Source organism: Mycetocola sp. Y791, from assembly GCF_059445325.1.
This window is the reverse complement of the sequence record NZ_JCAIUC010000001.1, coordinates 132,020-155,856: the sequence shown is the minus strand read 5'-3', so window position 1 is coordinate 155,856 and position 23,837 is coordinate 132,020. Positions and strand designations below refer to the sequence as shown.

General features: G+C 64.7%; 26 protein-coding genes. 6 read left to right on the top strand and 20 right to left on the bottom strand.

The genetic code is table 11. From position 1 onward, the window contains the following. Positions 1-18 precede the first annotated feature (18 nt). The 5 genes from AC1C2N_RS00800 to AC1C2N_RS00780 are packed head-to-tail and all read right to left on the bottom strand — an operon-like array spanning position 19 to position 4,080. Positions 19-411 (bottom strand): DUF3054 domain-containing protein, encoded by a 393-nt coding sequence (locus AC1C2N_RS00800; protein WP_495432481.1) that lies wholly within the window; start codon positions 409-411, stop codon positions 19-21. After that, entirely contained in the window at positions 408-2,126 is a 1,719-nt protein-coding gene (gene resB, locus AC1C2N_RS00795) for a cytochrome c biogenesis protein ResB (RefSeq protein WP_495432480.1), read from the bottom strand. Before resB ends, AC1C2N_RS00800 begins: the two co-directional genes overlap by 4 nt. Next, positions 2,110-2,856, bottom strand: coding sequence for a cytochrome c biogenesis CcdA family protein (locus AC1C2N_RS00790; RefSeq protein ID WP_495432479.1), 747 nt, complete (start codon positions 2,854-2,856; stop codon positions 2,110-2,112). Before AC1C2N_RS00790 ends, resB begins: the two co-directional genes overlap by 17 nt. Before the next feature lie 4 nt (positions 2,857-2,860). Next, positions 2,861-3,436 (bottom strand): TlpA family protein disulfide reductase, encoded by a 576-nt coding sequence (locus tag AC1C2N_RS00785; RefSeq protein ID WP_495432478.1) that lies wholly within the window; start codon positions 3,434-3,436, stop codon positions 2,861-2,863. An 8-nt stretch (positions 3,437-3,444) separates the two neighbouring features. After that, positions 3,445-4,080: a histidine phosphatase family protein gene (locus tag AC1C2N_RS00780; protein ID WP_495432477.1), complete on the bottom strand. Its 636-nt coding sequence runs from the start codon at positions 4,078-4,080 to the stop codon at positions 3,445-3,447. A 153-nt stretch (positions 4,081-4,233) separates the two neighbouring features. On the opposite strand from AC1C2N_RS00780, the gene aspS reads away from it, so the two are divergent. Then, positions 4,234-5,559, top strand: a complete 1,326-nt coding sequence (aspS, locus tag AC1C2N_RS00775; RefSeq protein WP_495433064.1) for an aspartate--tRNA(Asn) ligase — start codon at positions 4,234-4,236, stop codon at positions 5,557-5,559. Positions 5,560-5,696: 137 nt separating this feature from the next. Further along, positions 5,697-6,092, top strand: coding sequence for an SHOCT domain-containing protein (locus AC1C2N_RS00770; RefSeq protein WP_495432476.1), 396 nt, complete (start codon positions 5,697-5,699; stop codon positions 6,090-6,092). Between the two features lie 21 nt (positions 6,093-6,113). Here AC1C2N_RS00770 and AC1C2N_RS00765 read toward each other — a convergent pair whose 3' ends face one another. The 4 genes from AC1C2N_RS00765 to AC1C2N_RS00750 all read right to left on the bottom strand — a co-directional run bounded on the left by AC1C2N_RS00765 (position 6,114) and on the right by AC1C2N_RS00750 (position 8,729). Beyond that, a complete protein-coding gene (locus tag AC1C2N_RS00765) occupies positions 6,114-6,413 on the bottom strand; it encodes a Dabb family protein (protein WP_483405128.1) in 300 nt (99 codons plus the stop codon). Beyond that, positions 6,410-6,679, bottom strand: a complete 270-nt coding sequence (locus AC1C2N_RS00760) for a glutaredoxin family protein (RefSeq protein ID WP_483405127.1) — start codon at positions 6,677-6,679, stop codon at positions 6,410-6,412. Before AC1C2N_RS00760 ends, AC1C2N_RS00765 begins: the two co-directional genes overlap by 4 nt. A 17-nt stretch (positions 6,680-6,696) precedes the next feature. Next, positions 6,697-7,110 carry an SRPBCC domain-containing protein gene (locus AC1C2N_RS00755; RefSeq protein WP_495432475.1) on the bottom strand — a complete coding sequence of 138 codons (414 nt, stop codon included), beginning with the start codon at positions 7,108-7,110 and terminating at the stop codon, positions 6,697-6,699. A gap of 209 nt (positions 7,111-7,319) precedes the next feature. Continuing rightward, positions 7,320-8,729: an HNH endonuclease signature motif containing protein gene (locus AC1C2N_RS00750; RefSeq protein WP_495432474.1), complete on the bottom strand. Its 1,410-nt coding sequence runs from the start codon at positions 8,727-8,729 to the stop codon at positions 7,320-7,322. A 774-nt stretch (positions 8,730-9,503) separates the two neighbouring features. Between AC1C2N_RS00750 and AC1C2N_RS00745 the strand changes: the two genes are divergently transcribed. Beyond that, positions 9,504-9,800 carry a DUF6412 domain-containing protein gene (locus AC1C2N_RS00745; protein ID WP_495432473.1) on the top strand — a complete coding sequence of 99 codons (297 nt, stop codon included), beginning with the start codon at positions 9,504-9,506 and terminating at the stop codon, positions 9,798-9,800. 70 nt (positions 9,801-9,870) lie between these two features. Next, positions 9,871-10,623 carry a YidC/Oxa1 family membrane protein insertase gene (locus AC1C2N_RS00740; RefSeq protein WP_495432472.1) on the top strand — a complete coding sequence of 251 codons (753 nt, stop codon included), beginning with the start codon at positions 9,871-9,873 and terminating at the stop codon, positions 10,621-10,623. Between the two features lie 72 nt (positions 10,624-10,695). Here the strand turns inward: AC1C2N_RS00740 and AC1C2N_RS00735 are convergent, their stop codons facing one another. From AC1C2N_RS00735 to AC1C2N_RS00725, 3 genes are all read right to left on the bottom strand, one after another. Then, positions 10,696-10,794, bottom strand: a complete 99-nt coding sequence (locus tag AC1C2N_RS00735; protein WP_003792170.1) for a 30S ribosomal protein bS22 — start codon at positions 10,792-10,794, stop codon at positions 10,696-10,698. 106 nt (positions 10,795-10,900) lie between these two features. Continuing rightward, the gene (locus AC1C2N_RS00730) at positions 10,901-11,107 is read right to left on the bottom strand and encodes a helix-turn-helix domain-containing protein (RefSeq protein ID WP_108390044.1); all 207 of its coding nucleotides are present in this window, start codon (positions 11,105-11,107) and stop codon (positions 10,901-10,903) included. A gap of 103 nt (positions 11,108-11,210) precedes the next feature. Beyond that, positions 11,211-11,639: an ArsR/SmtB family transcription factor gene (locus AC1C2N_RS00725; protein WP_483405123.1), complete on the bottom strand. Its 429-nt coding sequence runs from the start codon at positions 11,637-11,639 to the stop codon at positions 11,211-11,213. Positions 11,640-11,673: 34 nt separating this feature from the next. On the opposite strand from AC1C2N_RS00725, the gene AC1C2N_RS00720 reads away from it, so the two are divergent. Together AC1C2N_RS00720 and AC1C2N_RS00715 are read left to right on the top strand one after the other, a co-directional pair. After that, a complete protein-coding gene (locus AC1C2N_RS00720; RefSeq protein ID WP_495432471.1) occupies positions 11,674-13,155 on the top strand; it encodes a TrkH family potassium uptake protein in 1,482 nt (493 codons plus the stop codon). Continuing rightward, entirely contained in the window at positions 13,148-13,819 is a 672-nt protein-coding gene (locus tag AC1C2N_RS00715) for a potassium channel family protein (protein ID WP_108390042.1), read from the top strand. The genes AC1C2N_RS00720 and AC1C2N_RS00715 overlap by 8 nt, the downstream gene beginning before the upstream one ends. Positions 13,820-13,978: 159 nt before the next feature. On the opposite strand, the gene proC is transcribed toward AC1C2N_RS00715, so the two are convergent. From proC to AC1C2N_RS00675, 8 genes are all read right to left on the bottom strand, one after another. After that, positions 13,979-14,842, bottom strand: coding sequence for a pyrroline-5-carboxylate reductase (gene proC / locus AC1C2N_RS00710; protein ID WP_495432470.1), 864 nt, complete (start codon positions 14,840-14,842; stop codon positions 13,979-13,981). After that, positions 14,839-15,744 (bottom strand): LacI family DNA-binding transcriptional regulator, encoded by a 906-nt coding sequence (locus AC1C2N_RS00705; RefSeq protein ID WP_495432469.1) that lies wholly within the window; start codon positions 15,742-15,744, stop codon positions 14,839-14,841. Before AC1C2N_RS00705 ends, proC begins: the two co-directional genes overlap by 4 nt. After that, complete coding sequence (locus AC1C2N_RS00700; protein WP_495432467.1) at positions 15,725-18,199, bottom strand: glycoside hydrolase family 2 protein; 2,475 nt, start codon at positions 18,197-18,199, stop codon at positions 15,725-15,727. The genes AC1C2N_RS00705 and AC1C2N_RS00700 overlap by 20 nt, the downstream gene beginning before the upstream one ends. Further along, positions 18,196-18,987, bottom strand: coding sequence for an ABC transporter ATP-binding protein (locus AC1C2N_RS00695; protein ID WP_483405118.1), 792 nt, complete (start codon positions 18,985-18,987; stop codon positions 18,196-18,198). Before AC1C2N_RS00695 ends, AC1C2N_RS00700 begins: the two co-directional genes overlap by 4 nt. Next, on the bottom strand, positions 18,984-19,886 hold the full coding sequence (locus AC1C2N_RS00690) for an ABC transporter ATP-binding protein (RefSeq protein WP_483405880.1): 903 nt from the start codon (positions 19,884-19,886) through the stop codon (positions 18,984-18,986). The genes AC1C2N_RS00695 and AC1C2N_RS00690 overlap by 4 nt, the downstream gene beginning before the upstream one ends. Positions 19,887-19,888: 2 nt before the next feature. Continuing rightward, positions 19,889-20,848, bottom strand: coding sequence for an ABC transporter permease (locus AC1C2N_RS00685; protein WP_483405117.1), 960 nt, complete (start codon positions 20,846-20,848; stop codon positions 19,889-19,891). Positions 20,849-20,856: 8 nt separating this feature from the next. After that, the gene (locus AC1C2N_RS00680) at positions 20,857-21,846 is read right to left on the bottom strand and encodes an ABC transporter permease (RefSeq protein ID WP_483405116.1); all 990 of its coding nucleotides are present in this window, start codon (positions 21,844-21,846) and stop codon (positions 20,857-20,859) included. A gap of 69 nt (positions 21,847-21,915) precedes the next feature. After that, positions 21,916-23,604 carry an ABC transporter substrate-binding protein gene (locus AC1C2N_RS00675; protein ID WP_495432465.1) on the bottom strand — a complete coding sequence of 563 codons (1,689 nt, stop codon included), beginning with the start codon at positions 23,602-23,604 and terminating at the stop codon, positions 21,916-21,918. Positions 23,605-23,837: the final 233 nt, after the last annotated feature.

Here is a 23,837-nt window from a genome sequence, read left to right as displayed (position 1 = left end):
AACAGTACCTCTCGGGTTTCACGCTGAGGGAGCGCGAGTAAGTGACGATCGACGGCGGATCAACACGGCGATGCCGCGCCATCCGATAAGCAGGATGCCGAGTGACAGGGTGGCAACGATGACGAAAGCGAGAGCTGTTCCCTGCCCGGACAGCGTGCGGAACAGCATCCCACCAGCGACGGTGATCAGCCAGAGTCCCAGCCCGGGCCAGACAGGTCCGAACGGGCGGCGCCACGCGAGGGTGACGAGCCAGCCGAGTGCGAGCGCGGCGAGGAACGGCCACCACGCCGTCGCGAAGCCCACGACCGTGGGGTCAGCGTTGTGTGTGCCGCGTCCGATGAGCACGAAAATCAGCGTCACGACGACGTCGAGACCGACAGCGATCGCCACGTCGCGGGTGCGTGCACTCATCGTTCGAGGCCGAGCGCGGTGCCGTGACGGTAGGCGATCGCATCGACGGCTTCGACGAGACCGGGATCTTCACCGCGTGCAAGGCCGGCGTACTGGATGTGTACAGTGCCGTCAGGCTTGTCCGTTGCCTTGACCCAGACCCGGCGCCGGGGAACGAAGAGCGAGGTGAGCAGGCCGCCGAGGATGAGGATGGCGAACAGCAGCACCCACCCCTGGGTCGGGTCGCGGTGCACGTCGAACGACGCGAACCGCGGGACCGCGTTGTCGTAGTGCGCGGCGGTGACCGCTGCATGATCGTCGCTGGCAGCGGCATCCGGATCGACGGGAACCGCGTCGGGGTTGGCGTTTTCGAAGGTGATCGTGCCGACGCCGCCCGGGAGCTCCTGGCTCTCGCCCGGCATCAGCTCGATGGAGTCGACGCCGGTCTTGCCGCCGGTGAGCTGCGTCATGTCGTCGGTCTCGAGTTCATACACCGACTTGGGTGCACCGTCGTCGATGCCGAGATCACCCGTGTACACGTTGAGCGTCAGAACCGGGAACACCAGATCGGGATAGGTAGAGGTGTACGCGCCGGTCTCGAGCAGCTGTGCGGTCGGATAGAAGAAACCGATCATCCCGATCTGCTCTTCGAGTCCATCGGGGACCTTCACGACACCGAGGGACGTCAGGTTGGCGTCCTGCGGGAGGAACGGCACCGAATCGGTGAACACGACCGTGCCATCCGGGTCCCGGACGGTGATGGTCGGCGCGTAGCCGTTGCCCAGGAGGTAGACGTCTGTGCCCTCGTAGCGGAGCGGTTCGTTGACCTTCACGGTGCGTTCCACCGGATCGCCGCCGGGTGAGCGGGTGGTGACGAATGCCGTGAAGTCGATGGGCTGGCCGTAAGCGTCGAGGTTCTCCTGCTCGTAGGCCACATCGAACCGATCGAGCGAGAGCGAGTACGGCGCGAGGTCGTCCGGGTTGTAGAACCGGCCCGGGTTGAAGGAGTTGTAATCGAGCAGAGTGTTGACGAAAGTCTGCCCCTCGACGACGACCCGCTGTCCGGCGTAGCCGAGCCCGCCGCCGATCGCGACGGTGACGAGCATGCCGACGAGCGCTGAGTGGAAGACGAGGTTGCCCGTCTCACGCAGGTAGCCGCGCTCCGCGGAGACCGACACGGCGCCGTCCCTGCCCTGGTAGAGCTCGACGCGATAGCCGGACTTTTTCAGCAGGCCCCGTGCCGCGTCGATCGCGGCTCCGGCATCGCCACCCGAGAGGGTCTGCTCGGTGTGTGCGGGCAAACGCTCGAGGCGGGCGGGAGTGCGCGGCGGACGTGCACGCATGGCCTGGAGGTGGTGCTTGGTGCGTGGGATCACACAACCGATGAGCGACACGAAGAGGAGAAGGTAGATGCTCGAGAACCAGACGGACCCGTAGACGTCGAACATCTGAATGTTGTCGAGAGCCGGAGCGAGGTCCGGATTGTCGGCGAAATACTGGATGACGCCGTTCGGGTCGGAGCTGCGCTGGGGCACGAGCGAACCCGGTACCGCCGCGACAGCGAGCAGGAGGAGCAGAAGCAGCGCCGTCTTCATGCTCGTGAGCTGGCGCCAGATGAAGCGAAGGGTGCCGACGAACCCGAGTTTCGGCTGCTGGACGTCAGCCGCGTCGGAATCCGGGCGCTCGCGTTCGCTCAGCGGCGCTCCGGCGTCAACGTAATCAGATGGCCGGGACAAATCCGCTGATCACCACCCCAAGCTTCGACATGAAGATGCCCCACACACCAGTCACCATGAGCACGCCGATGATTACGAGCAGGATGCCGCCTCCGATATTTATTGCGCGAATATGCCGCTTCAAGAATGCAACGGATCCGGTCACCCAGTTGAGGCCGGCCGCGACGAGAAGGAACGGGATGCCGAGACCAACGCAATAGAACAGCGCCAGGATTGCTCCCCGACCGGTCGACCCGGACTCGAAGCTCAGCGCGTTGATGGCGATGAGTGTTGGGCCGAGGCACGGGGTCCAGCCGACCGCGAAGACGATGCCGAGAAGCGGCGCTCCGGCGAGTCCGGTTGCCGGGCGGAAGTTCGACTTCACCGTGCGCTGCAGGAACGAGAACTGGCCGATGAAGACAAGTCCCATGACGATGACGACGACGCCAAGAACCCGGGTGATGATGTCTTCCCAGCGGACGACGAATGCGCCAACGGTTCCAGCGAATGCACCGATGAGCACGAACACGAGCGAGAAACCGAGCACGAAGAGCGTGGCACCAAGAAGCACCCGAGACCGTGCCGGGGTGGCCTTGCCGCGTGCGCCGTTCGACATGCCGCCGACGTAGCCCAGGTAACCGGGAACGAGCGGGAGCACACAGGGAGACGCGAACGAGACGAGCCCCGCGAGCAGTGCTATCGGGATGGCGGCCAAAAGCTGGCCATTGAAAATGATCTCGCCGGGGTTCACGTGGTTACTCGGCGATCGCGTCGCGGATGAGGGTGTCGAGGATCGACGCTTCCTTCACCTGGCCGAGGATTCGTGCGGCGACCCGGCCCTCCTTGTCGAGGACAAGGGTGGTGGGAACGGCCTTGGGCGGCACACTGCCGGTGAAGGCGAGCTTCACCGCACCGTCCTGCACGTCCATGATCGACGGATACGTGATGCCGTACTTGTCGTTGAACGAGAGAGCGGTGTCTGCCTGGTCGTACACATTGACGCCGATGAACTGCGCGTCCTTACCGTCGTACTCCGCGCTGAGTTCCTGAAGCAGCGGCGCTTCGGCACGGCACGGTGCGCACGCGGCGTACCAGAAGTTGACCACCAGGACGTCGCCGGCGAAGTCGGCCGACGCGATCTGCTCACCCGTATCGGCGACGCCGGAGAACGTGATCGACTCTCCGCGGTCGGCCTCGGCGATCTCGGTGACGCTCCCGTCGCCCGCGATGTAGCCCTTGTTGCTGCCCTCCGCGTACTGCTCAGCGAGTGGGTCGCTCGAACAGCCCGCAAGGAGGAGTGTCGAGGCGAGGAGCGTCGCGACCAACGGCATCCGGTGTTTCATACCGCCCCCACGTCCGTCGCGCCGGCGCTAAGCGGGGCCGCCGGGTCTGAGTAACCGACCTCGACGAAGGCTCCATCGCGGTGTTCGAAAGTGGTGATGCTCGAGAGTGCACACCGACGCTGGCGGGGGTCGTGCGGCAGCGGTGTGCCGGTGAGCGACGAGTGCACCATCCAGATCGGCAACTGGTGACTCACGAGAACGGCGTCGCCGGTCTCGGTGGATTCCCACGCGTCACGGACGGCGTCGAGCATGCGCGCGACGATCGACACGTACGGTTCGCCCCAGCTGGGCTTGCGCGGATTGCGCAGCGCCGGCCAGTTCGCGGGGTTGCGAAGGGCGGCCCGCATGATCCTGCCCTCGAAGTGGTTGGTCGGCTCAATGATGCGCTCGTCGGTGACGATGTCGAGACCGAACCGGGAGGCGATGGGAGCCGCGGATTCCTGTGCGCGCTGGAGCGGGGATGCCACCAGCCGGGTGATGGTGCGATCGCGCGCGGCGAGGTCTTCCGCTGCGGCGGCAGCCATGAGTTCTCCGCGTTCGGAGAGTCGGAAACCAGGGAGTCGACCATAGAGGACTCGTGTCGGATTGTGCACCTCGCCGTGACGGACGAGGTGGATCTGGCTGGCTACCACACGTCCCAGTCTACGTTCGGTAGAACTCGGAAAACACCGAGAGCGACTCGCCCCCGCCAGCGCGACCTGAAACGCGGAGAACAGCGGGGTCGACACCGTCAGGAGAAGCGCAGCGGCGCGCGGGTAAGCTTGACCCTCGTGACCACACGCGTATTGATCAAGAACCTGGCCGACCTTCCCGAAGGTCCCGTCTCCGTCTCCGGATGGGTCGAGACCGTCCGTGACCAGAAGAAGGTGCAGTTCATCGTCTTGCGCGATGAGTCCGGTGCCGCACAGCTGGTGAACCCCGCCGTGCGCGAGCTGAACCCCGAGGATGAGGCGTCGGCATCGAAGCTGGCCATCACCGAATCGATCTCGGCCCTGGCCCACGGCTCGTTCATCACCGTGACCGGAACGCTCAAGCACGACGAGCGCGTCAAGCTCGGCGGACTCGAGATCAAGCTCGAGACACTGACCGTTGTTTCCGAGGCCCTGCCCGAGGCACCCATTGCCGCCGACTCGAGCCTCGACAAGCGCATGGACTGGCGCTTCCTCGACCTCCGCAACCCGAAGCAGAACCTCATTTTCCGTATCCAGACGACGTTCGAGCACGCGCTGCGTACGTACTGGATCGAGAACGACTTCATCGAGATCCACACACCGAAGCTGATGGCATCCGCCAGCGAATCACGCGCCGAGCTCTTCGAGGTCGACTACTTCGACACCAAGGCCTACCTCGCGCAGAGCCCGCAGTTCTTCAAGCAGATGGCTCAGCCTGCCGGCTTCGGCAAGGTCTTCGAGGTCGGACCCGCGTTCCGCGCCGACCCGTCGTTCACCTCACGTCACGCCACTGAGTTCACGTCGATCGACTCCGAGGTGAGCTGGATCGATTCGCACGAAGACGTCATGAAGCTGCACGAGGACCTCATCGTCGCCGGTTTCAGCGCCGTCAAGGAGAAGCACGGCGAGGAGATCAAGGCGCTGTTCGACCTCGAGGTCACCGTTCCTGCCACCCCGTTCCCCCGCATCCCGCTGGCCGAGGCCAAGCAGATCGTCGCCGACCGTGGATACGAAGTGCCCCGCGCCGATGACGACATGGACCCCGAGGGTGAGCGTCAGATCGCGGCCTACGTCGCGGAGAAGTTCGGCCACGAGTTCGTATTCCTCACCGACTATGCGTCAAGCATCCGGCCGTTCTACCACATGCGTCACGAGGGCGATGGGTCGATCACCAAGAGCTACGACCTCATCTTCAACGGCGTCGAGATCTCCACGGGCGCCCAGCGTGAACACCGCGTCGACGTGCTCATCGAGCAGGCCAAGGAGAAGGGTCTCGACCCGGAGGAGCTGGAGTTCTACCTCGACTTCTTCCGTTACGGCGTTCCGCCGCACGGTGGATTCGGCATGGGCCTCGCCCGTGTACTGATGCTCATGCTGCACGAGACATCGATCCGCGAGGTCACGTACCTGTTCCGCGGACCGACGCGCCTGCTGCCGTAGGACACTGAAGCCGAGGGCCCCCGGGAACGCCGCGTCACGCGCAGGCAGCTTCCCGGGGGCCCTGTCTTTTCGCCGTTCCACGGCGATATGATCCGGCCACGCGAGTCACATGAGCTCGCCCGCAGGAAGGATCCGCTGTGGAATTCGTTCGAAACATCTGGGACCTCTTGTGGGTCTTCTTCTGGGCGTTCGCGTTTATCGCCTACCTCTTCGCTCTGTTCTCGATCATCGCGGACATCTTCCAGGACCGGAACCTCAACGGCTGGCTCAAGGCCGTGTGGCTCATCTTCCTGGTCTTCCTGCCGTTCCTCACCGCGCTCGTCTACCTGATCGCGCGCGGCAAAGGCATGGCAGAGCGGTCGGCGGAGCGGGCAAACACCGCGAAGGCAGCGACGGATGCTTACATCCGCGAAACTGCCGGAAAGGCGACGCCGAGTGACGAGATAGCCACCGCAAAGGCGCTGCTCGATTCGGGGGCGATCTCGCAAACCGAGTTCGAGACCCTCAAAGCGAAGGCGCTCGCTCGCGCGTAGCGGTGTCGGGTCTGGCCGGGTCTAGACCTCGAAGTCGACGGCGATGCGGTCCGACCGGACCTCGCCGATGAACTTACCCACCCTCTGGTGTTCGGGGTGCGCCGAATAACGTTCGAGCGCAGCGGCATCCGCGAAGTCGGCGATCAACACAACATCCCAGTTGACCTCGGGGTACAGGACGTTCTCGCCCACCTGAAGCGAGAGGATTTCGGGAATGAGGGCGGGCAATTCGCCCATCTCCGCTGCGATGCGGGCGGCGTGTTCCGCCTTGGTGGCGGCATCCGTTGCGGCGAGTTTCCAGCAGACGATGTGGCGGATCATGTGAGCTCCAAAAGTGCTGTTGTGAGGCGTTTGGGGTCGATGCGCCAGTAGTTGTGGACCCGTCCGTTGATGAGGAGAACGGGAATCTCTTCGACGTAGCGTTCGTGTAATTCGGCATCGTCGAGGATCGATACCTCATCGAGCGTCAGCCGGGGCGCGTCCTGGCGAGATTCGAGCTCTGTCATCACGCTGGTGACGACGGTGCGGGCGTCATCGCAGAGATGACAGCCCGGTTTCGAGATCAGGGTGAGGGATGCCGTTGCCACGGTTCCAGCCTAATCGGCTAGGCGAAGTGGTCGACGAGGGAGTCGGTGACGTTGTGCCAGTGACCGAGCATCATCCGTCGTTCGTCGCGGTCGGCGAGGTCTTCGTGGTGGAACTCGACGATGGCGCCCGGGCCGGACTTGGACACAGTGAGCTGCAGCGTGGTGTCGTGCGGCCAGTCCTGGGGCTGCCAGGTGAGGCGGACTTGTTTGCCGGCGGTGAAGGCACGAATCGTGCCCCGAACGCCGTCGGTGGTCTGGTAACGGACGCCCTTCTTGGTCGGAAGGGAGTCAATCTCGCCGAGCCAGAGCGGAAGTCCCTCACCGAGGAGGTAGTCCCAAAGACTCTGAGGTGTGGTGTCCACGGTCTTTCGTACGCCCACATCCCAGCCGGTGTCGTTCTTCTGGCCTGGGGTGTTGCGCGATTCACTCATGAGATCAAGAGTACGCGCACGGCGATGGTGGGACGCCCACGCGGATGGTGGGATGCCCACGCGGATGGCGGAGCCGGGCTGGTCAGCACGCGCCGACGATGGTCCGCACCGGCCGTCAATGGTCGGCGAGCTCAGCGCCGGTCAGCGATGGTCAGCGCCCTCCGCACCGGTCATGCGGGTCAGCGCCGGTCAGCGCCGGTCAGCGCCCGTTACCGGAAGTATGGTTTGCGGCGGATCCATTCGGCGATGGTGACCTTGGGTTTGCCGTTCACCATCGTCACCGTGAAAACCCCGGTGTCGACCATCCGGTGGTGGAACCAGCAGAACAAGACTCCGTTATCGAGATGGGTGGGCCCGCCTTCGGAGTGCGGGATGATGTGGTGGGCTTCGCAGCCGGTGGCCGGGATCTGACAGTCCGGCATCGCGCAGGTCGGTCCGTCGCGGGCGATCATTCCCATTCGCTGGGTCCGGTTGAACCCGCGCTGGTCGTTGCCGAGGGCGACAACCGTGCCGTCGGGGTCGATGAACACCGGGATGATGCTCGCATCACACAGAATCTGCGTGATCGTTGACGCCGCCACCGGGCTGTTCACTCCCACGATCTGGCCGGTACCGGACTTCGAGTCGATCACGTCCGCGTTCACGGTGACAACCACGGTGGGTGCCGCACCCGTGACCGATGGTGTGTCGGTGGAGCGGGCGAGGGCGTCGATCATCGCGGCGAACACGTCAGCGCGTTGCTGCCCCGCGGTCCGGCGGGCCCGGATGGGTTCGTCCGGCGCCTGATCACCTGCCTCGCCGTCCGATGCCTCGGCGGGGTCGGTTGTCTCGTATCGGTCCGCGGTTTTCGGGCTCAGCACCGCATCCAGCAGGGCGTGGAGTTTCGCTCCGACATCTTCGGTGACCTGCCCACCGAACTTCACCAACCCGTCCTTCGCGGCACGGGCGATCCAGAAATCGCGTTTCTGGAACGCTTTGTCGGTCAGGGGTTCGATCCCGTCTTCGTCCAACCGGTCACGCCACTGCCGAGCCTGAATCCCCACCAAATCGGCCGACATGGGTAACCCGTCGCGCCAGCCGGCACCGACCGCCTCACTGACCAGGGTGCGCTCGGCAATAGTCAGGTGTTCCACCTCGGCACGAGGTGCGGCGAGGGACAGCTCCCGGGTGATCGCTTCGGCGGTTTCCACCCCGATCAGGCCCTGCCGGAACGCCTCCCCGACCACCGGAAACAACGGCGGTAACGGAAACCCAGCGTCAGTGAGCCTCCGGCAGGTGCGCTGTCCCACCCGGATCAACCGTGACGCGGCCGCCGAGGACACCCCGGTGATCACCTCGATCAGATGCGACGGACGCTGATAGTTGTGTTTCACCGCCAACCCCTCGTTGCCGCGGGCGGGGTCAGACCGGTCAGCGACCTCAGCACTCAACGCTGCGAGGACCGCCTCCCCGGCACGCACCGCCCCGGCGACCTGGCCCAGCTGGGTCAACAGTTGTTCGCCGGTCAACCGGTCCAGATGATCCAGGTCAAGAACATCAACCACCTGCCCGAGGTGCGTGAGCAGTCCGGTGAGCGCACTCTCACCCTCCGGAACACCGGCCGGGAGAAAGTCGCTCACCGCGAGGCTCATGACACCCGCACACCCCCACCCACCGGAACCTCGGCACCGGGCACGGCCATACCGAAGCCCGCCACACCAGAACGGTGACGGATCGGACTGCTGACCGGGATATTCATAACCTCAGTACACACCCAACCACTGACATTGAACCGCCGTACCAACGGCACCACGCCCGAGCCTCACCAGGTACCCGAACGCTACACCGGACGGGTGCGGAAGGGGTTGCTGACCGGGATGTTCATGACTTAACTACACACCCAACCACTGACATCGATGTCGAACGAACCCAGTGCACTGGTCGTCGCATCCGGCACCGTTCTCGGCACTCGGGGATCAGGGGTAGTGGCGGTTTCGGGAAGAGAATCTTGGCCGTGTTCCGGGAGGTGAATCGTGGGGGCGAAGCGCAATACGGGGCTGGGTGGCCGGTTTCTCCTCCCGGAGCTCGGGTGACCCTCCGGGGCTCGGTTAGCGCGCTCCGCTCGGGTGACGCCTCCGGGGCTCGCTTAGCGCCCTCCGCTCGACTGGCGCCGCCGCTACCTCCGCTGCCTCCGCCGCTGATTCCCCGGTGTTTCGGGAGGTGAATCGTGGGGGCGAAGCACAATACGGGGCTGGGGGCCCGGTTTTTCCTCCCGGAGCTCGGGTGACGCCCCGGGACGTGGTCGGCACCTCTGCCTCCGCTGACGCCCGCGGGAGCCGGTTGACGGGCCCCGCCAGGCTGACGCGGGCCGCGGCATCCGATACCCTCGAATCCAACCGCTACCCGAGGAACCGATGAGATCCCGCTACGAGCAACTGATCATGGTGCTCACCATGTCGTTCCTCGTGCTGGCTATAGCGCAGGCCGCAGAACCATCCGCCGTGCTCGTTGCCGGTGTCGCCGTCCTCGCGGCATCCGCTCTTCTCGGTGCCCGCTATCTCGCCGTCATTATCATCGCGCTGCGACTCATGGTCGGGTCCCGCGCGCGCGAACACCGCGAGTCACTCACCCGCGTTCCCGCGCCGAGCCACCCGAACACGGCCGGACGCCCGCAGCCGCGAGCCCCAGGGCTGTCAGAGGCGGTCGCGTAGCCCTTCGGTAACGAAGAGAACCCGCGACCTTCAGTCGTCACCTCTTCCTCTGACCGTAAGGACTCCCCCTGTGGACATCTATTCGTTCGCGCCCATCGCGATCGTGCTCGACTTCGCCTATTCACTCGTCACCGCTCTCGCCACCCTGCTCGCACCGATCGCCGGGGAGCTGAGCACCGCTGCAGCGATCGTGGCCATCACTCTGCTCGTGCGCACGCTTCTGATCCCGGTCGGCCGCTCCCAGGTGCGCGCCGAGTTCACCCGCCGACGCCTCGCCCCGAAGCTCAAAGAACTGCAGCAGCGTTACAAGAAGAAACCCGAACTGCTGCAACAAAAGACCATGGAGCTGTACCAGGCCGAAAAGGCGTCACCTCTGGCCGGATGCTTTCCCACACTTCTGCAGGCACCCGTCATTTCAACCGTCTACGGCCTGTTCATTCTGCAAAGCATCAACGGACACTCGAATGATCTGCTCACCGAGGACGTCTTCGGTGTCCAACTCGGCAGCTCGCTGATCGGCTTCCTCGGCGGCGGCACCGCGTGGCCGGGAGTGCTCGTCTATGCCGCGCTCCTTGCCATCATTGCGGTCGTCGCCTGGCTGAGCCGCCGCGCGGCCCTGCGCAACGCCCCTCCGGTCAGCGACGAGCTTCCGCCCGGCATGCAGAACCTGACGGGGATTCTGAGCTGGATGCCATTCATCACGGTAATCTTTGCGTCGATCGTTCCGCTTGCCGCAACGCTCTACCTCGCTGTCACGACGACCTGGACGTTCGTGGAGCGCGCAGGCCTTCGCCGCCGTTACGAGAAAACGATGGCGGCGTAAGAAAGCGCCCGGCCCCCGGGCGCGCCAAAAAGCGCCAGTCCCGAAGGCCCGGCGCTTAACTGGTGCGTTTCGCTACTTCTTGTTGCGACGCTGGTGACGAGTCTTGCGAAGCAGCTTGCGGTGCTTCTTCTTTGCCATACGCTTGCGGCGCTTCTTGATTACAGAACCCACTACTTACCTCACAAAGATCGGCTATGGCCGCGGATGCCACGGCCGGCAGAAAAAATGCCCTCGGGACAGTCTACCCGATCCCGAAGGCTCAAGAACCCACGCTGGCTCAGGCGCTATCGGCGACCTGGGATGCGACGTGCGAGCCGACCACCTGCTCAACCGCTGACTCGGGCACACGGAACGACCGGCCGAACCGGATGGCCGGGAGTTCTCCAGCGTGAACCATGCGATACACGGTCATTCGAGACACCCGCATCATGTCGGCGACCTCGGCAACCGTAAGAAAACGTACGTCTTCCAAACCACTTGCCATGGTGTCTCCTGGTGCGGGATTCTCGGTCTGATGGGTGTCGTCGAAGCGGAACAGGCTGATCTTCTCTGACTGTAGCGCCACCCATCAGTGGTGTCGAGGGTCCCTACTTTCCCAGTTTCTTGCTCACTGCCTGAACGGCACTCGTTACGCGATGAGTGGTGTCGGCGACCGCGTGCCCGATGGCATCCGCCATTTGCTTTGCCTGATCTGTCAGGGCAACCTCGATCGCACCGGCGACGTCGAAATCGACGCTGAGGAAGGGGATCAACCAGTCTTCGACGGTCTCGAGCGGGGCGCTCTCCAACCGGTAGTAACGGTGCTGGCCTTCCTCGCGCACAGCGACGAGACCTGCTTCACGAAGCACCTTGAGGTGCTTGGAGACCGTCGGCTGGCTGAGGCCGAGAGCGGTCACAATTTCGGATACGCTCGTCCCCCCGTGAGAGACCGTCGAGTCGGACTCATACCGGTCAAGGAGGATCTGCAGGATGTCACGCCGGGTGGCATCCGCAATAACGTCAAATATGTCAGCCATGGCCCAAGGTTAGTGACTCTCAGCACGGAGTACCATGACAACGGTCCGAACCAAGCCCAAGATCGGGGGAACCGTGGCCGGCAGCACCACCGAGGCGCGTCCGCACATTCTCGTTGCGACGGGCTTCGCGCGTATCCGCGAAGAGGTGGAGGACTTTACCGGGCGCTCTCCGTCGCGATTTGCCATCCTGATCTTCACAGCGCTGATCCTCCTTTTCACCCTCCTGTTTTCGCTTCCGATCGCCTCCGCTGACGGCAGGATGACTCCGCTCGCCGACGCATTCTTCACGGCCGTCTCCGTCATTTGCGTCACCGGCCTGGCCACCGTCGACATGGCAACCCACTGGTCGCTGGCCGGTCATACCCTCGTCTACATCGGCGTTCAGATCGGTGCTGTCGGCGTCCTGACCCTGGCGTCCATTCTCGGTCTCGTCATCTCGCGCCGGCTCGGGCTTCGCGCGAAGCTCATGGCGGCGAGCGACTCGAACCCCATGCGGGGCCACCGCGGCCCCGTCGCCGAAGGACAGGCCGTACGGCTCGGCGAAATCGGCAACCTGCTCGTCACCGTTGCACTCAGCCTCGTCGTGATCGAGGGGATCATCGCTGTCCTGCTGTTTCCCCGCATGGTGATCGACGGCATCCCCACCTGGGATGCCATCTGGAACAGCCTCTATTACTCGGCCATGGCCTTCACCAACACCGGGTTCACTCCCAACGCCGGGGGCATCGGCCAGTTCGCGAACGACTACTGGTTCCTCTCCATCCTGATGCTCGGCGTCTTCCTCGGAGCGCTCGGCTTCCCGGTGATTTACGCACTCAAACGCCACCTCTGGCACGTGCGGTACTGGTCGCTCCACGTCAAGCTCACGCTGCTGACCACCGTCATCCTGCTGTTCGCTGGAGCGCTCGCGATCTCGGTGCTCGAATTCGACAATCCCAGGACCTTCGGAACACTCAATTTCAGTGACACGGTCTTCCAGTCCCTGTTCTTCTCGATGATGACGCGGTCTGGTGGGTTCTCGACGATCGAGATCGGCGACATGAACGGGTCGAGCCTGCTCGTCGCCGACATGCTCATGTTTATCGGCGGTGGGTCCGCGTCGACGGGCGGTGGCATCAAGGTGACCACCCTCGCCGTGATCTTCCTCGCCGCTGCCGCCGAGGCGAAGGGCAGCCCCGACATGGAGGCGTTCGGCCGCCGGGTTCCGCCCGACGTTCTGAGGGTCGCGCTGAGCGTTGTGCTCTGGGGCGCGACGATTGTGGCGATCTCCACGATCGTGCTTCTTCAAATAACGAAGGCACCACTCGACCATGTGCTCTTTGACGTGATCTCCGCTTTCGGTACCGTCGGACTCTCCACAGGACTCACCGCCGAGCTCGACAACCCCGCCAAGTATGTGCTCGCTATGACGATGTTCCTTGGCCGTGTTGGTACAGTGACACTCGCTGCGGCAGTCGCGGCCACCACAAGTTCCAAGCTGTATCGACGTCCAGAAGAGAGGCCAATCGTTGGTTGACCGTATCAAGCACGACGCCCCCGTGCTCATCATCGGTCTCGGCCGCTTCGGCGCCGCGTGCGCCGGCGAACTCGACCGCCTCGACCGCGAGGTGCTCGCCATCGACGAGGGCGCCGAGCTCGTACAGAAGTGGTCAGAGCGGATTACCCACACGGTTCAGGCCGACGCGAGAAACATCGAAGCCCTCAAGCAGATCGGGGCGCAGGACTTCTCCATCGCCGTCGTCGCCGTCGGCTCGTCGATCGAGGCGAGCGTGCTCATCACCGCAAACCTCGTCGACCTCAAGGTCCCGCAGATCTGGGCCAAGGCCGTCTCGCAGTCGCACGGCAAAATCCTCGCCAGGGTCGGCGCGAACCACGTCATCTACCCCGAAGCCGAGGCCGGCGAGCGGGTGGCGCACCTGGTCAGCGGACGCATGCTCGACTTCATCCAGTTCGACGACGACTTCGCCCTCGTCAAGATGTACCCGCCGAGGCCGATTCGCGGCAAGAACCTGACGGAGAGCGGCGTGCGATCGCGCCACAACATTACCGTCGTCGGCGTCAAGAGCCCGGGCAAGCCGTTCACCTACGCAACGGCAGACACCGTCGTCTCCGACCACGACCTCATCATCGTGTCGGGAACGTCAGCCGACATCGAGAAGTTCGCGGCGCTGGGGAGCTAGCCCGGCCCAGGCGCTCGCTTTCGCCGAAAACATCAGTTCCGGCCGAGCGCATCAGTTGCGCGGGGTGTTCTCGACCGCAAGTGATGTTCTCGCGGTGAGCGGATGCCGTGAGCGGTCGCGACAAGCGGATGCCGGTGGCCGGCTTCCGAGCACACCCGGTCAGGACCCGGCGGCGAGTTCCTTCGCCCGCTCGAGCGCAGCATCCGTCGCCTCATCGAAGAGGTGCGTGAGGTCAGCCTTCTGGAGGACAGCAACAGCCCGCTCCGTCGTCCCCTTGGGGCTGGTGACCTGAATGCGCAGCTGTTCGGGGGTCTTGTCCGACTGCGCGAGCAGCTCTGAGGCACCCCGGAAGGTACCGTTTACGAGCACAGCGGCCTGCTCCGGAGTGAAGCCCTTCGCGACGGCGGTTTTCGTGAGCTCCTCGATGAGCAGGAAAACGTAGGCCGGGCCGGAACCGGAAATCGTGCTGAGCGCGTCGAGCTGGTTCTCGGGCACCTCGACCACGGTTCCGACGGTCTCGAAGATCGCCCGGGCGACGGCGAGATCGTTGTCACTCGAGCGGGTACCGGCCGACAGCCCGGTGACCCCGCGACCGACCACCGACGGGGTGTTCGGCATCGACCGAAGCACCGGCACAGTCTCCGGCAGCAGCGACTCGAAGGTCGCTACCGTGACGCCGGCAGCGACGCTGATCACGATCGTGCCTGGCGCGAGCGAATCGCTGATCTCGCGCAGCAGGTCAGGAACCATCGCGGGCTTGACCGCGACGAGCACAACCTCAGCACCGTCGACGGCGATCCGGTTGGCATCGGGCCGCTCCTCGAGAGCGAGCGACGTGACGCCGGAAAGCCGAGCAAGTTCCTGGGCCTTCGCACTGGTTCGATTCGTCACGCGGATGCCGCCGGCCACGGTCACTCCCGGCTGAAGCAGCCCGGATAAGATGGCCGATCCCATCGAGCCGCTGCCGAGAATGGCAATCGTGGGGAGGGTGGTTTCGGTCGCTGTGCCGTTCTCGCTGCTCACCCTTGCAAGTGTATGTCCGGGTGCCCTTCCGGCTCCCTGTCCCGAACCACGCGGGTCGACTCGCGGGCGACGAGGTGTGGTTGCTCCGCGAACCGACCGGGCTCCGGCACGCCGTTCAACACATCGAGCAGCACGCGTGCGGTGTCCGCCCCGTATGCGACCAGGTCGTGCATCAGGGCGGATACCGGTGGGGAGGCGAGCTGGCAGTGGACCGAGTCGTCCCAGGCCAGGATCGCAACATCACCCGGAACTGACAGGCCGAACGAGGTGACCGTCTCGAGGCCGGCGAGCGCCATCAGGTCGTTGTCGTAGATCACCGCCGTTGGCCGGTCGGTCCGCTCGAGAAGTTCCGCCGTCGCTTCGGCGCCGCCATCCGCTGTGTAGTCGCTCGTCACCGAGAACGTCTCGATGCCGAGGCGTTCTGCGGCGTCCGAGAACGCATCGTCGCGAACGAGGGTGTGCATGAACTCCTTGGGCCCAGTCACCCTGCCGATCCTGCGGTGCCCGGCCGCTGCAAAAAACTCGACCACCTCACGCATCGACCGCGCATTGTCGGTCGAGATCGTCGCGAACCCGGGTGCCAGCAACGGCTGCGCGAGCACAACAGCTGGCATATCGATCTCGTGCACCAACCGGAGGCGTTCGTCGCCGCCCGACGCCAGGTCAGACAGGATCACCCCGACGACCTGACCGGTCTCATGCCAGCGCCGCAGGGTGGCGACCTCATCAGCCAGGTCGGCCACTACCGCGAGCAGGAGGGTCTTGCCGTTCTCCGCGAGGACGTCCTCTGCACCCTGCAGGAACTGCATCCAGAACGGCTCGAGCGAAACCCGCCGCCTCGGCTGGTGGAGGCAGAGGCCGACAACGTCAATCGCCTCCGGCCTACCCGGTGACAAGGTCATTCACCGAACATAACACCGGGAAACCGGCGATGGGGGTCCGGTCGATCGAGAACGATCCGGGAAGCCCGGAGACGGTGAATACCGCGCTGTCTCCCGCCGCGAGCGTGACGAGTCCCCGATCGACGGATGCCTGCGGGTGCAGGCGGTCAGCCTGCACGACGATGTCCTTGACGAGCGAGTTCGCCCGAACGGTGACCGTTGCGCCCCCGTCGACCGGCTCGACGGTCACGTCGAGTGCCGTCGCCGCCGGCTCGAGTGCCAGTTGCGGATCCTCGGCGAAGTACCAGAACGCACTGTCCGTGCTGTCGACGCTCGCGCGCACAAACTCCGCCATGGCATCCGTCACCGCGAGCACGGCCTCGTCGAACGGGATCAGGGCGATACCGCGCGGCTCGACGTCGATCTCGACGGCCTGAGCGGCCAGCTCGGTGCCGTCGAAGCTCTGGCGTGACACGCTCACGGTTGCGGTCCACGGTTCGGCCGAATCGTTGTGCGCGACGAGCACTGGCACTCCGTCGCGCGGCTGGATCGTCAGCAGGCGGTCGGCGTATGCGTGCTTGAGCGCGTGCCACAGCGGCTTACGGTGACCCGCGTAGTCGACAGCAGCCCATGAGATGACGGGCCAGTCGTCGTTGAGCTGCCAGATGATCGACCCGGTATTGAGCGGCCACAGCGAACGGAAGTGCTCGATCCCGAAGCGCAGCGCCCGGGCCTGGTTGAGCTGGGTCGCCCAGTGCCACTCGTCGATCGACCGCGGCTTCGGCAGGTGCTCCCCGAGTCCGCGTTCGAGCTTGAGGTTGCCCTGGTGCGCCTTTTGGTGCACCAGCATTTGCTCGCCGTACGGCTCGAGCGGTTCGTCATGAACGGATGCCGTGAGCGTCGACCACGCGGGCGGACCCTGGAACCCGAACTCGCTCGCGAATCGCGGTGAGTAGTCGGCGTACGCGGTGTAGTCCTTGTCGTTCCAGACATCCCAGATGTGCATCGTGCCGTTGCGCGGGTCGTTGGGGTGCGCGTACTTCGTGAACGAGAACGGGCTGCCGGGCGAGTACGGGGTGCCGGGAACCAGTTCGGCGACGAGCGACGGCAGGAGGTCCATGTAGTACCCCTCGCCCCAGGTCTTGTCACCGAGCTGACTGCGCCAGCCCCACTCGAGGTAGCCCCAGATGTTTTCGTTGCAGCCGTTCCAGAGCGCGAGGCTCGGGTGTGTGCTGAGTCTCGTGATGTTCTGCCGTGCCTCGGCCTCGACCTCGCCCAGCAGCGGGTCCTCCTCCGCGTACGCGGCGCACGCGAAGAGGAAGTCCTGCCAGACCAGCACGCCGAGCTCATCACAGGCGTCGTAGAAGTCGTCGGATTCGTACATCCCGCCGCCCCAGACCCGCAGGAGATTCATGTTCGCGTCGACAGCATCCGTGATGCGCGCGCGATAACGCTCGCGGGTGATGCGGGTCACGAAGGCGTCGTCGGGGATCCAGTTGGCGCCACGGATGCCGATGAGCTGGCCGTTGACGAAGAGGGAGAAGGGCGAGCCGTGCGCGTCCGGTGCGGTGTCGAGGGTGACGGTGCGGAACCCGATGCGGCTGGCCCACTCGGCGTCGCCGACCGTGACGGTGACGTCGTAGAGCGGCTGGTCGCCGTAGCCACGCGGCCACCAGAGGTCGATCGGTCCGGCGTTGACCCGCACCGCGGCATCAGTCTCACCGTGCTTCACCGGAACGGTTTCGGTGGCGCCGTTCACGGTGACAGCCACTGTGGCGTCGGTGCTGTTCGCACTCGCCCACTCGAGGGCGACGTGTGCGTTCAGGATGCCGGTGCTGCTGCCGTGTGCGCCGGTTTCGATCTCGGTGAGCGGACGCACCGAAGCGATGCGAACGCCCGACCAGGACTCGATGCCGATCGACTTGAGAATGCCCGAGCTCGACACGTCGATGCCCCAGTCCCAGCCGAAGTTGGAGGCGACCTTGAGGATCGCGTTGAACGGGTGGTGCATCACGGTCGGCCGCGCGCCGAGGAGCGCCTCCTGCTCACGGGCAAACTCGATCGGCGAGCGGAAGTCGACGACGAGTTCGTTGTCGCCATCGACCAGCAGCGCGCCGATGTCGAACCGGTACCCGCGGTGCTGGTTCTGGGTGCGGCCAACCTCGGTGCCGTTGAGGGTGATGGTCGCGGCCGTGTCGAGCCCGTCGGCAACGAGGTCGTGGCGCTCGGCGTCGTTCGGGTTCCAGCTGAACGAGGTGCGATACCGCCAGTCGCAGTAGCCGATCCAGGCCTGCGCCTTCTCGTTGGCACCGTCGAACGGGTCGTCGATGAGGCTGGCGGCGAGCAGGTCGAGCTGCACTTCGCCCGGTACCGTCGCGGGCACGTCCCGGTCGGTGATGCTCGCATCGATCGGACCGGCCGTCGCGCGGAGGGTCCAGCTTGCGCCGTCGGTGGAGTTGAGGGAGGTGAAGCTCACGCGGAAATTCTTTTCTCTGGGTTCGGTGCCGCCTCTGCGAGCAGCCTGGTGTATTCGTGCTGGGGGTTGAGGATGACGTCGTCAGCCGGGCCGCGCTCGACGATCTCGCCCTGGAACATCACGAGGATGTCATCGGAGAAGTGCCGGGCTGTCGCAAGGTCGTGGGTGATGTAGAACACACCGAGATTCTCTTCGCGCTGCAGGTCGGCCAACAGGTTGAGCACCCCGAGCCGGATCGAGACGTCGAGCATCGACACCGGCTCGTCTGCGACGAGAATCTTCGGCTCCGGTGCAAGCGCCCGGGCGATTGCGATCCGCTGGCGCTGGCCGCCGGACAGCTCGTGCGGTCGGCGCGACGCCATGTCGGGCTCGAGCCGCACGCGCTCGAGCAACCGGGCGACACCGGCGTCGATCTCGTCGCGGCCCTTCGCCTTGCCGTGGATGATCAACGGCCGAGCCAGGTGGTGGGCGATGGTGTGGTACGGATTCAGTGACGCGAACGGGTCCTGGAACACCATCTGCACGTCGCTCCGGTACTGCCTCAATCCGGCGCCACGACGCACGACGGGCTGCCCGTCGAGTTCGATCACACCCGACGTCGGCGTCTCCAGTTGCATGAGCAGCTTGGCCAGGGTCGACTTGCCGCTGCCGGACTGGCCGACGAGCGCAACGGTGCGCCCCGACTCGATCGAGAAGGTCACGTCGTTCACCGCGGTGAGCGTCCGGCCCTTCCAGCCCTCGCGCAGCTTGTACTCCTTGACCAGGTTCTTTACCTCGAGAACACTCATGCCACTCCCCCGTCCTGGTCCTGCGCGTGGCCCCGGACGAATCCGCCGCGAGCGCCGGTGAGGCTCGGGAATGACGCCAGAAGCTTCTTCGTATACGGATGCTGTGGGTTGGTATAGAGGTCGACGGCATCCCCCAGCTCCACAATTTCACCCTCCTTCATCACGGCGATCCGGTCGCTGATCTCGAGCAGCAGCGGCAGGTCGTGGGTGATGAAGATGACCGCGAAGCCGAGCTCGGCACGCAGTCGGGTGATCTCGCGGAGGATCTCGCGCTGCACGACGACGTCGAGCGCCGTCGTCGGCTCGTCCATGATCATGATCTGCGGGTCGAGCGCCATCGCCATGGCGATCATCACCCGCTGGCGCATGCCGCCGGACAGCTCGTGCGGGTACGACACGAGCCGCGAGCGGTCGACCCCGACGCGCTCGAGCAGTTCGGCGCACTTCTCTCGCCGCTCCTTCTTGCGCATCTCGGGACGGTGGGTGGTGAAGATGTCCTCGAGCTGGTCCCGGATGGTGATGACGGGGTTGAGCGAGTTCATCGCACCCTGGAAGACCATCGAAATCTTGTCCCAGCGGAACGCGCGGAGGTCGTCACCGCGGAGTTCGCCGAGGTCGATCGAGTAGCCCTCGCGGGAGTGGAAGTGCGCACCGCCCGAGGTGATCATCGCCGGCGGCTTGAGCAACCGGTTGATGCCGTAGGCGAGCGTCGACTTGCCGCACCCGCTCTCGCCGGCAAGGCCGAGGATCTCGCCGCGGCCGAGTTCGAGTGAGACGTGCTTCACGGCCTGGACGACGCGTTCGCCGCGGTACTCGACGCTGAAGTCGTCGACGGTGAGCACCGGGTGTGACCTCGCTGTCGTCGCCCGGTCGACCCTGGCCTGTGCCTGTTCGCTGATGGTCACAGCTCGTCCTCCTTCACAACCTGCTTGAGTTCAGACTTCGACAGGTTCCACTTCTTGCGGGTCGCGCGGGTCTGGTTGCGCAGCTTGGGGTTGATGATCTCGTCGATGGAGAAGTTGATGAGGGAGAGTGCCGCGCCGAACAGGGCAATGAGCAGCCCCGGCGGTACAAACCACCACCACGCACCGAGCCTCAGGGCGAGCCCGTTCTGGGCGTAGTAGAGCATGGTGCCCCAGGTGAACGATCCGGATGCCCCGAGGCCGAGGAAGGACAAACCGGCTTCTCCAAGGATGGCGAAGATCACGGCGAAGACGGCTTGCGACGCGAGCAGTGGGATGAGGTTCGGAAGGATCTCAACGCCGAGCACCCGCCACGGCTTCTCGCCAGAAACGCGTGCCGCAGCGACGTAGTCCCGGTTGCGCAGGCTGAGGGTGAACCCGCGCAGCACGCGCGCGGATCCGGCCCAGCCGGTGATCGCGAGCACGAGCGCGACGAGCAGGATGCTCTTGTCCGGGACGTAGCTCGAGATGATGATGATGAGCGGCAGGCCAGGGATGACGAGCATCACGTTGCTGAACAGCGAGAATGATTCGTCGAGCCAGCCGCCGGCGTAGGCGCCCACGATGCCGAAGAACGCGGAGAGGAACAGCGTCAGCACACCGACGATCAAACCGATGGTGAGCGAACCGCGCGTTGCGTACGCAAGCTGGGCGAAGACATCCTGACCGGTCTGTGTCGTTCCGAGGATAAAACCATCCCCGGGCCCGCGAAGGCCGACGTTGTCGACAGTGGACGGGTTGCCGACGAAGAGCGGCCCGAAGATGCCGAACAGGATGATGGAGCCGGCGATGATCAGCCCGGCAGCGAGCTTCGGTGTCATCGGCGGAAGCGTGGTCTTGCGGGTGACCGCGCGTGCGCTGACGGCGGCGAGTGCCGGGTCCTGCGTTGTTGTCGTCACTGTCGCTCCTATGCGCGTGCGCGGGTGCGCGGGTCGATGAGTGTGTAGAGCAGGTCGACGAGCAGGTTCGCGCCGAGGACCGAGAGGGTGATCACGAGGAAGATGCCCTGCATCAGCGAGTAGTCGTTGCTCGAGACCGCCTGCAGCAGCGCTGAGCCGATGCCGGGGTAGGAGAACACGACCTCGGTGACGATGGACCCCGCAACGACGAAGCCGAGGGAGATGGCGAAACCGGCGACGGATGGCAGCACCGCGTTGCGGGCGGCATACGTCGTCATGATGCGGCGGGGCTTCAAGCCCTTGGCCTCCGCGGTGAGGATGTAGTCCTCGCTGAGCGTCGACACCATCATGTTGCGCATGCCGAGCATCCAGCCGCCGACCGAGGAGATCACGATCGTGAGGGCGGGAAGGGTGCCGTAGTAGAGGACGCTGCCGATGAAGTCCCAGTCGAGGCCAGGCGCCGTCGTGTAGACGTCGTACCCGCCGTTGAGCGGGAACATCTGCCACATGCTGCCGAAGAAGAAGAGGAGGATGAGCGCGAGCCAGAAGTACGGCACCGACTGGAACATCGTCGTCACAGGGATGAGGTTGTCGAGCCAGGAGCCGCGCTTCCAGCCCGCGAGTTGCCCGAGCACGATGCCGAGCACAAAGGAGATGATCGTTGCAATGCCGATGAGGCCGATCGTCCACGGCAGGGTGCGACCGATCACGTCGCCGACGGTCGCAGGGAAATAGGCGACGGAGACCCCGAAGTCTCCGGTGAGCACCTTGCCGAGGTAGTCGAAGTACTGTTCCCAGATCGGCGCTTTGCTGTTGGTGCCGAGAAGCAGCTCGATCGCGCTCCGCGCCTCGGGCGAGACGGGACCCTTCAGGGCGAGCTTCGACAACATCATGTCGACCGGGTTTCCCGGCATCCATCGGGGAAGGAAGAAGTTGAGGGTGAGCGCCGCCCACAGCGCCACGATGTAGAACCCGATCTTCGAAAGAAGAAATTTCACGAGGAGCAACTCTCTGCTGAAGAGGGCCGGCCGGGGCCCGTTGGAGAGGGCCCCGGCCGGCCGGTGAGACTACTTGACCGGAGAGATGCTCTTCAGCACGATGCCGTTGTCCCATGACTTCCAGGACACGGGGAGTGCGTACTTGTCGTCGTCCGACGGCCAGCCGGTCGCCCGGTCGGTGTTGAACTCGGTGAGCATGGCGTTCACGTAGATCGGGATGTACGGCATATCCGTGACGATCTGCTCCTGGATGAGCGCGTACTGCTCCATCTGAATGGCCTCATCGTTGGTAGCCCGTGCCGTGGCGATGGCCGTGTCCACCGCGTCGTTGGTGTATCGGGCAGCATTGCCGGCGATGGCCGACTCACCGACGGGCGTGGTGTTCGCGGAGTTGAACCACCTGTCGTAGGTGAAGTACGGGTTGTTCGACGGCTGAAGGCCGATGGAGTCGAGCGAGAGCTGGAACTGGCCCAGCGTCTGGTTGCTGTTCCACTCGTTCCACGACAGCTGCGTCGGCTTCAGCTCGATGCCGACTTCGGCCAGCTGTTGCGTCATCGCGTCGTTGAGCGAGATGTAGTCGCTCCAGCCGGAGACGGTCTGGATGGTGAGGCTCAGTCGCTCGCCGTCCTTCTCGCGGATGCCGTCGCTTCCGACGGCCCAGCCCGCTGCGTCGAGAATTCCTGCTGCGGTATCAACGTCTGCACCCGCTGGCGCTTCGACGTGCTCGGGGTTCGCGATCCACTTCTTGTCCCGCTCGGGAAGGATGATCGTCGGGGACGCCGTCTCGGCGAATCCGCCGCCGGCGAGTTTGTCGAGCTGTTCGCGGTCAATGCCGTGGTAGATCGCCTGTCGAACGGCAGGGTCAGTCTGCGGGCCCGTGCAACCCAGGTCAGGGTTCGAGCACGTGAAGATCGCCGTGGTCATGGCCGGAGTGTTGATGTAGGAGAGGTTCTCGTGGTCCTTGAGAATCTGCTCAAGACCGGGGAGGAACGAGCTCATCCAGTCGACCTGGCCCGCGAGCAACGCCGCGCTTGCGGCATCCGCTGTCTCGAGGGAAATGAAACGCACCTCGTCGACTTCGGGCTTGCCCTTCTCCCAGTAGGAGGTGTTCTTCTCGAGCACGTAACTCTGCGCGTTGAAGTCCTTGACCTTGTACGGGCCGGTACCAACCGGGTCGCTGTTGACGTCGGTCACCGGGTCTTCCACGTCTTTCCAGACGTGTTCGGGCACGATGCCCTGGTTACCGAGCACACTCGGTTCCTGCATAAAGGAGGGTTCGGTGAACTTCAGGACTGCCGTGTTCTCGTCGGTCGCTTCCGCAGTGGCCGAGAGTCCTGTGGTGTTGAGTTCCGGGGTCTTGTTCACGAGGTTGAAGGTGAAGGCGACGTCTTCTGCAGTGAAGTCTTCGCCGTCGCTCCACTTCACGTCGTCGCGGGTGGTGATGGTGAGTTCGGTGCCCTCGGCGTTCCACTCGTAATCGGTGGCGAGCATGGGAACGGGCTCCTGGTCGGATGCCGCGTTGAACCAGTAGAGCGACTCGAAGATCACACCAAGGGTGGGCTGAAGCGCTGTGGAGGAGAACGGGTTGAAGTTCTCGGTGATGGTGCCGGTGGCACCGTTGAAGACGGTGATGCTTGAGCCGGCGTCGGATTTCTCGCCGCCGCTCGATGAACAGCCGGTCAGCGCCAGCGCTGCCGCAGAGGCGACAGCGGTGACTGTCACGCCCACCCGCCGTCTGCCGTGTGATTTCAGGGACATCTTTGGACCTTTCATCGGTGAAAAGCCACGGAAAGTGGCGAGGGTCACGGTCGTTCTCGCCATCGAGCGTGCTGCGCCTGGGAGGAGAAAAAGCCGTCGGGTACTTTCTTAGGCGACTTTATTAGGTAAGTCAAGTAACTCGTGGAAATGGGTTGAGCGCGGGTGCGGGACGCCCCTGCCACGGAGCGCTGCATTTGCATGCGCGCGCTGCAGATACTTCTGCAGCGCGGGCA

Excerpts from the sequence above, each read along its gene's own strand:
- AC1C2N_RS00800 (WP_495432481.1), bottom strand. The coding sequence starts at position 411 with ATGAGTGCACGCACCCGCGACGTGGCGATCGCTGTCGGTCTCGACGTC.
- AC1C2N_RS00785 (WP_495432478.1), bottom strand. The coding sequence starts at position 3,436 with ATGCCGTTGGTCGCGACGCTCCTCGCCTCGACACTCCTCCTTGCGGGC.
- AC1C2N_RS00765 (WP_483405128.1), bottom strand. The coding sequence starts at position 6,413 with ATGATCCGCCACATCGTCTGCTGGAAACTCGCCGCAACGGATGCCGCC.
- AC1C2N_RS00755 (WP_495432475.1), bottom strand. The coding sequence starts at position 7,110 with ATGAGTGAATCGCGCAACACCCCAGGCCAGAAGAACGACACCGGCTGG.
- AC1C2N_RS00745 (WP_495432473.1), top strand. The coding sequence starts at position 9,504 with ATGAGATCCCGCTACGAGCAACTGATCATGGTGCTCACCATGTCGTTC.
- AC1C2N_RS00730 (WP_108390044.1), bottom strand. The coding sequence starts at position 11,107 with ATGGCAAGTGGTTTGGAAGACGTACGTTTTCTTACGGTTGCCGAGGTC.
- AC1C2N_RS00725 (WP_483405123.1), bottom strand. The coding sequence starts at position 11,639 with ATGGCTGACATATTTGACGTTATTGCGGATGCCACCCGGCGTGACATC.
- AC1C2N_RS00720 (WP_495432471.1), top strand. The coding sequence starts at position 11,674 with ATGACAACGGTCCGAACCAAGCCCAAGATCGGGGGAACCGTGGCCGGC.
- AC1C2N_RS00705 (WP_495432469.1), bottom strand. The coding sequence starts at position 15,744 with ATGACCTTGTCACCGGGTAGGCCGGAGGCGATTGACGTTGTCGGCCTC.
- AC1C2N_RS00695 (WP_483405118.1), bottom strand. The coding sequence starts at position 18,987 with ATGAGTGTTCTCGAGGTAAAGAACCTGGTCAAGGAGTACAAGCTGCGC.
- AC1C2N_RS00675 (WP_495432465.1), bottom strand. The coding sequence starts at position 23,604 with ATGTCCCTGAAATCACACGGCAGACGGCGGGTGGGCGTGACAGTCACC.